Annotated in this window: 5 protein-coding genes; 2 read left to right on the plus strand and 3 right to left on the minus strand. The window is 64.5% G+C overall.

Going from position 1 to position 7,195, the window contains the following annotated elements:
• Positions 1 to 2,092: efflux RND transporter permease subunit (locus tag G3O01_RS44525; RefSeq protein ID WP_205813862.1), on the minus strand; the 2,092-nt coding region annotated here is incomplete at its 3' end.
• A gap of 14 nt (positions 2,093 to 2,106) precedes the next feature.
• Positions 2,107 to 3,432: an efflux RND transporter periplasmic adaptor subunit gene (locus G3O01_RS44530; protein ID WP_205813863.1), complete on the minus strand. Its 1,326-nt coding sequence runs from the start codon at positions 3,430 to 3,432 to the stop codon at positions 2,107 to 2,109.
• Positions 3,433 to 3,917: 485 nt separating this feature from the next.
• Here G3O01_RS44530 and G3O01_RS44535 point away from each other — a divergent pair, with 485 nt between their 5' ends.
• Positions 3,918 to 5,258 carry a TAXI family TRAP transporter solute-binding subunit gene (locus tag G3O01_RS44535; protein ID WP_205813864.1) on the plus strand — a complete coding sequence of 447 codons (1,341 nt, stop codon included), beginning with the start codon at positions 3,918 to 3,920 and terminating at the stop codon, positions 5,256 to 5,258.
• Between the two features lie 37 nt (positions 5,259 to 5,295).
• The gene (locus G3O01_RS44540) at positions 5,296 to 6,399 is read left to right on the plus strand and encodes an AI-2E family transporter (protein ID WP_205813865.1); all 1,104 of its coding nucleotides are present in this window, start codon (positions 5,296 to 5,298) and stop codon (positions 6,397 to 6,399) included.
• A 15-nt stretch (positions 6,400 to 6,414) separates the two neighbouring features.
• Here G3O01_RS44540 and G3O01_RS44545 read toward each other — a convergent pair.
• Positions 6,415 to 7,195, minus strand: a 781-nt coding sequence (locus G3O01_RS44545) for a SulP family inorganic anion transporter (protein ID WP_205813866.1), incomplete at its 5' end; no start/stop codon positions are given.

Genomic DNA, 7,195 nt, shown 5'->3' on the forward strand with positions numbered 1-7,195 from the left:
ACTGCGCGGTCGTCGCGTCGCCCTTGCTCTGGATCCACATCTCGGTGCCGCCCGTCGTGCCGAGCCCCGGAATCGATGGCGGATTCAATGGAACGACGATCCCTTCCTGGACCTGCGACAGCGCCTTGTACGCATCGACGAGCACCGCCCGCGCGTTCTGCGTGCGGATGTTCGCTGACTTGTAGCGCTCCTCGAAACTCTTGAAGCCGACGAAGAACGTCGACGAATTGTTCTTGTTCTGGCTGTCGAGAATGCTGAAGCCGTCCACCGTCGTGATGCTGCCCACAGCGGGCTGCTTCATGAAGTAGTCGGTGACGCGCTCCGATACCTGCCCCGTGCGATCGAGCGACGCCGCATCGGGCATGATCACGGCGCCCAGCAGATAGCCCTGATCTTCGGGCGGCAGGAAGGCGGTCGGAATGTCGCGCATCATGATCACCGCCAGCACGATCATGCCGACGAACAGCAGCAGCGCGATCACGAAGCGCTTGATGATGAGCCGCACGGCGCGCGTATAACCGGCCGTCATACGCGCAAACTGGTTGTCGAACCAGCGGAAGAAACCCTTCTTCTCGTGATGTCCCGGCTTGAGCAGCAGCGCCGCGAGCGCGGGCGAGAGCGTGAGCGCAACAATGCCCGAGATCACCACGGAAATTGCAATGGTGATCGCGAACTGCTTGTACATCTGCCCGGTGATGCCGCCCAGAAACGCCACCGGCACGAACACCGCGCACAGCACCAGCACGATCGCGACCACCGGCCCGGCCACTTCGTCCATCGCCTGCTTGGCGGCGGTCTTCGGGTCGAGCTTGTGCACGGTCATGTTGCGCTCGACGTTCTCGATCACGACGATCGCATCGTCGACCACGATACCGATCGCGAGCACCATGCCGAACAGCGTGAGCATGTTGATCGAGAAACCGAGCGCTTCCATCCCCATGAAGGTGCCGACGATCGACACGGGCACCGCCAGCACCGGAATCAGCGTCGCGCGCAGGCTCTGCAGGAACACGAACACGACGATCACCACCAGCACGACGGCCTCGAAGAACGTGTGCACGACGTCGGTGATCGAGGCGCGCGTGAACTCGGTGGTGTCCATCGCGATCTCGTAGTCGATGCCCTCGGGGAACGACTTCTTCATCTCGCTGAGCGTGGCGCGCACCTGCTTCGAGACATCGAGCGCGTTGGCGCCCGGCTGCTGGTAGACGGCGAGCACGGTGGCGGGCTTGCCCTGGAAGCGGCTGCGGATCGAATAGTCCTTCTGGCCGAGTTCGGCGCGCCCGACGTCCTTCAGGCGCACGATCGCCGCGCCGCCGCTCTGCGCGCGGATGATGATGTTCTCGAACTCGTTGGGCTCGGTGAGCCGTCCGGTGGTGGTGACGGCGAACGACTGTTCGACGGCCGCGCCGGTGGGCGACTGGCCTAACCGGCCGACGGCGAACTGCTGGTTCTGGTTGGCCACCGCGCGCTGCACGTCGGCGGCGGTGATGCCCAGCTGCGCCATGCGGTCGGGACGCAGCCAGATGCGCATCGCGTAGTCGGGCGTGCCGAAGATGCTCGACTGGTTGGCGCCCGGAATGCGCTTCAGGGCATCGAGCACGTAGACGTTCGCGTAGTTGGCGATGTAGGTGGCGTCGTAGCGCTCGCTGGGCGAGTAGATCGCGATCACCATCATGAAGGCCTGCGACTTCTTCTGCACCTGCACGCCCTGGTTGGTCACCGACTGCGGCAGTTGCGGCAGCGCGAGGTTCACGCGGTTCTGCACGTCGACCTGCGCGAGTTCGGGGTTGGTGCCGATCTGGAAGTACGCGTTGATGGTCAGGTTGCCCGTCGACGAACTGGACGAGCTCATGTAGATCATGTTGTCGGCGCCGTTGACCTGCTGCTCGATCGGCGCGGCGACGTTGTTGGCGACGACATCGGCGCTCGCGCCCGGGTAGGTCGCGGAGATGGTGATCTGCGGTGGCGTGATGTCGGGGTACTGCGCGGTGGGCAGCGCGAGCATGCACAGCGCGCCGCCCAGTGTGATGACGATCGAGATGACCGACGCGAAGATCGGGCGGTCGATGCAGAAGTGGGAGATGTTCATTGGTCAGCGGTCGGTCATGGGCTCGCGGCGTGGGCCTGGCTTTGCGTCTGGCTTTGCGCAAGCGTCGGCGCCGATGTCGACGCGGGCGTTACACCCGCTGCCGGTGCAGAAGCGGGCGCGGCAGGCGTGCCGGGCGTACCTGAAGGCGCGCTCACCACCTTGATCTGCGCATCGGCCGACACGCGGATCGCGCCATCGACCACCACGCGCTCGCCCGTCTTCAGGCCTTCGTTGACGAACCAGTCGTCGCCGTGCCAGTCGCCGACCTCGATCACGCGCTGATGCGGCTTCGAGTCCTGGTCGAGCACCCACACGAAGTGGCTCTTGGCGCCCTGCAGCACCGCGCGCTGCGGCACGAGGATCGCGTTGGGACGCACCGCGCCCGACACCTTCGCGCGCACGAACTGCCCCGGGCGCAGCGTGCCCTTCGGATTGGCGAAACTCGCACGCACGAGGAAGGTGCCCGTGTCCTGGCTGAACGCGGGGTTGGTGAAATCGATACGGCCCTGCTGCGGATAGACGGAGCCATCGGCCTGGATCACCGTCACGTCGAACTGGTTGTCGGGCGGAAAGCGCAGCAGGCCCTTGGCGACCTGGTCGCGGTAGCGCAGCAGTTCGTTCTCGGAGATGCTGAAGTTCACCCACATCGGGTCGAGCTGGTACACGTAGGTCAGCAACCCCGACTGCGTGGGCGTCACGTAGCTGCCGTCCTGCACGCGCGCGAAGCTGGACAGGCCCTGGAGCGGCGAGCGGATCGTGCAGTAGCTCAGGTTCAGCTCGGCCGTGCGCACCTCGCCCTGCGCGGCGATGACGGCCGCTTCGGCCTGTTTCTCGTTGCCGGTGGCGTCGTCCAGATCCTTCTTGCTCAACGCGTTCTGCGCGGCAAGCGGAATCACGCGGGCAAGGTTCTGCTTGGTGACTAGCAGGCGCGCCTGCTGCTGCGCGAGCGCACCTTTGGCGGACTGCAGCGCGGCTTCGAACGGCTTCTTGTCCATCACGAACAGGATCTGGCCTTCCTTGACCAGCGAGCCTTCCATGTACATGCGCCGGTCGAGAAAGCCATCGACGCGCGCCCGGATCTCCACCTCGCGCGAGCTTTGCGTCTGCGCGGTGAACTCGAAATCGACAGGCGTTTCCTTCTGCTGGACCGTGACGACGGTTACTTCGATGGTCGGGCGCGGTGGGGCGGAGGGGGCTTTTTTGCAGGCGGCGAGAGAGGCCAGCGCCAGCAAAACGAGTGGTAAAAGCGGCCGTTTCCAGGCCGGACATTTTCCAGCAACAAACCGTGGAGAGCGCAGAGCGCGCAGAGAGTTCGATACCTGCATCGACAAAGACGCCATGAGCGCCTCCCCATTGAGGCTGTTGCGTGCCGGGCATTACACGACGACATGGGCGCTCTCTCGCGCCGCACGTATCGACAGATGGATACCAACTCCGTCTCTACCTGCCCGCCCCAGCGTCGGCACCTGGGTTTGATTGTTGTTGACGGGCCCAGACACGGGACCGTCGCCAGATTGCTTCGAAGATTTGCTGCGCAACGGCGCTGCGAACGTTTCGCAGGAAACGCAGCCTCGCGGCAGCAGAACGGCACGTGTGCGGGCAAGTCCGCGCGCGCCATGTCCGCCAGCGCAGGCTTCACGCAGCGAGTATCTGGCAACGACACGGCCTGCACCATTGGACTTTGGTCCAATAGCGATCGCCAAAAACGTGCATTACGCTTACCTGAACGCTGGACGCCTGATGCGACACATGCGCTCCGATGTTCCGTTCACGACTGAGCGCCTCATTGTGAGCGCCTCATACGCACGGAGAAGAGGGCCAGGCGATGCCCAGGGACAACCCAGCGCTTCACCGCAGCCAGAAAGCGCCCGTCGCGACGCGGCGCCGGTGGCTCATTGCCGTTGCCGCGGTCGTCGCGTTGACGGCGTCAGGGTGGGGGCTGTACGCCGTTATCGAGCCGGCTTTCCAGACACGCATTGTCATCACGACGGGCGCAGACAACGGCATCTATCGCGGCTTCGCGGATCACTATGCGCCACTGCTCAAACGCGATGGCGTGGCGCTCGACATCCGCAGCTCGTCCGGCTCCGGCGAGAACTACCAGCGGCTCAAAGACCCTTCCAGCGAATACCAGGTGGGCTTCATTCAATCGGGCACCACCGTTCCGCAGGATACGGATCATCTGGAAACGATCGCCGCCGTCTCGTACGAACCCATCTGGGTCTTCTATCGCGATGCGCAGACCATCACCCGTCTCGCGCAACTGCGTGGCAAACGGATCGGTATCGGCGTGCAGGGCAGCGGGTTGTTGCAGGTGTCGCGAGTCCTGCTGGGCTATAGCGGTATTACATCCGACAACACGCAGCTACTCGAGATGGATGCGCCGAAGTCCTGGCGCTGCCTCGAAGACGGGTGCCTCGATGCAGCGTTCTTCATCGGCCGGCCGGATGCGCCTATGCAGCAGATGCTGCTCAACAGCGACCTCAAACTGATGAGCTTCGCCCAGGCCGACGCGTTGGTGCAGAAATTCCCTTCACTGAAGAAAGTGACGTTTCCGCGCGCGTCGACCAGCATCGTCAACGACAGTCCGCAAACCGATGTCACGTTGCTCGCTGCGACGGCGCTGCTGGTCGCGAGGGACACGCTGCATCCGGCGCTCGTGTATCTGCTGCTGGACGCCGCGAAGACCGTGCATTCCGGCGAGGACTACTTCACGCCGCTTGGCGCGTTCCCCAATCTGAATACCGACGAATTCCCCGTTTCGAATGAAAGCGAGCGCTACTTCAAGTCGGGACGGCCATTCCTGCAGCGCTATCTGCCGTTCTGGCTCGCGAGCTTCATCGAGCGGCGCCTGCTGATTCTCGTGCCGTTCATGGCTGTGCTGATCGGTCTCGTGCAGGCGTTGCCGCGGATGCTGGAATCGCGCGTGAAGAAGCGCTTTGTCGTCTGGTATCGCGAGCTCAAGGCGCTCGAAGACGAAATCTGGAGGACTGCGCATCCATCGGCGCAACAGCTTTCGCAATGGCGCAACGAACTCGAGAGCATCGATGCGCAGGCAAGCCAGATACGCGTATCGACGCGCTATCTGCAGGACGTCTACGCGCTCAAGCAGGCCGTTAGCGTGGTGCGGCAGCGCATCTCGCTGGCAGCGGGATCCGATGTCTAGTGCAGTCACCATGTGACCAACGAGCGGGAGGCAATCGATGTCGTCCATCCAAAGTTCCGAGAAGTCGCTAGCGCGCGGCATGCTCGACGTGCTGATCCGCGCGGGCTTGATCGCCATTCTCGCGATCTTCTGTTTTCGCATCGTCGTGCCGTTCCTGAACCTGCTGGTGTGGTCGCTGATTCTCGCCATTACGCTGCACCCGTTGCTGGTCCGGCTGCGAGGGGATTCCACGCGCTATAACGGCTTGCTGTCGACGCTGATCGTTCTCGTCGCGTTCGCGATCATCCTCGTGCCGACCTACCTGCTGGGCGTGGCCGCCGCCGATTCCGTCGAGCACGTGACGGCCATCATCAAGGGCGGCGGTTTTCGCATTCCGCCGCCGTCGGAGTCGGTCGCTGCGTGGCCGCTCGTCGGGCAGCGGCTGTACGACTTCTGGCTGCAGGCGTCGACGGATCTGACGGGCCTCGCGCAGCGCTTCGCGCCGCAACTGAAGGACGCCGGGCTCATCGTGCTCGGCACGCTCGCGGGGCTTGGCGTGGGGCTCGTGACCTTCGTCGTCGCGCTGATTCTCGCCGGGATTTTCATGGCGCATGGCGCGCGTGGCCGGCGCGCCGCGGTGCTGATCGCGTCGCGCATTTCCGGTCCGGACAACGGACCGAAGATCACCGAACTGTGCATCGCGACGATACGCGCCGTCGCGCAAGGCGTGGTCGGCATCGCATTTATCCAGATGCTGCTGATCGGCATCGGTTTCGTCGTGAAGGGCGTGCCGGGCGCGGGGCTGCTCGGGCTCGCCGTGCTGCTGATCGGCATCATGCAATTGCCCGCCACGATCGTCACCGTGCCCGTCATCATCTTCGTGTTCGCCACGGACGGCGCGAGCGCCGCGACCATCATCTTCGCGATCTATACCTTCGTGGCAGGGCTCGCCGACAACGTGCTCAAACCTTTGCTGCTCGGCAGAGGCGTCGACGTGCCGATGCCCGTCGTGCTGATCGGCGCGCTGGGCGGCATGATCACGAGCGGCGTGCTCGGGCTTTTCATCGGACCTGTGATGCTCGCGGTCGGTTATCAGCTGTTCTGGCGCTGGGTCGAGGATCAGCCCGCCGGCGAGGCCACACGCGGCAAGCGGGGCGTGTGACGGTGGACGCGGCTTTCAGCGATGCAGATGCCGCGCATGCCATGCCGCGAGGGCTTCTTCCAGATTGAAGAACATCCGCTCGCGGCCCAGCGTCGCGCCTAGTGGCGAGAGCTGCACGGCCGTGAGCACGCTGGGATTCAGATGCACGAGCCAGATCGCAATGCCGCGCTCGCGCTGCTTTTTCTCGGCTTCGATCAGCATTTTCAGCGCGGTGTACTCGAGATCGAACACCGCGCTCATGTCGATGATGACGACCTCGGGGCGCGCCGCGTCGATCAGCGGCCGCAGCTTCTGGCCGATGTGATCCGCGTTGGCGAAAAACACGCGTCCTTCGACGCGCAGCACCAGCAGGCCGGTAAATGCTTCGTCTTCGGGATGTTCGTCGGATATGGGGCGGAACACATTGGTGCCCGGCTTGCGGCGCAGCACGTACACAGGCGGATCGGCGACCTGATGCGCGAGCGCGATCAGCGACACGACGATCGCAACCAGTATGCCTTGCAAGGTGCCGAGCAGCACGACGCCCGCCAGCGCCACGAGCGCCCACACGAACTCGGTGCGGCGGATGCGCAGGATCGCGCGGAAATCGGCCGGGCTGAAGAGCCCGATCGAATAGACGATCACGACGGCGGCGAGCGTCGCGTGCGGCATCATGCCGATCAACGGCGCGAGCAGCAGCATCGTGCCGAGCGTGACGGCCGCCGTAACGAGCCCGGCGAGCTGCGAGCGCGCGCCTGCCAGCCGGTTCACGGCCGTCTGGCTGGTGCCGCCGCCCGCGGGCATCGCGCCGAGCAGC

The sequence above is a fragment of the Burkholderia sp. Ac-20365 genome (assembly GCF_017104715.1).
Taxonomy (GTDB): Bacteria; Pseudomonadota; Gammaproteobacteria; order Burkholderiales; family Burkholderiaceae; genus Paraburkholderia.

Excerpts from the sequence above, each read along its gene's own strand:
- G3O01_RS44530 (WP_205813863.1), bottom strand. The coding sequence starts at position 3,432 with ATGGCGTCTTTGTCGATGCAGGTATCGAACTCTCTGCGCGCTCTGCGC.
- G3O01_RS44540 (WP_205813865.1), top strand. The coding sequence starts at position 5,296 with ATGTCGTCCATCCAAAGTTCCGAGAAGTCGCTAGCGCGCGGCATGCTC.
- G3O01_RS44535 (WP_205813864.1), top strand. The coding sequence starts at position 3,918 with ATGCCCAGGGACAACCCAGCGCTTCACCGCAGCCAGAAAGCGCCCGTC.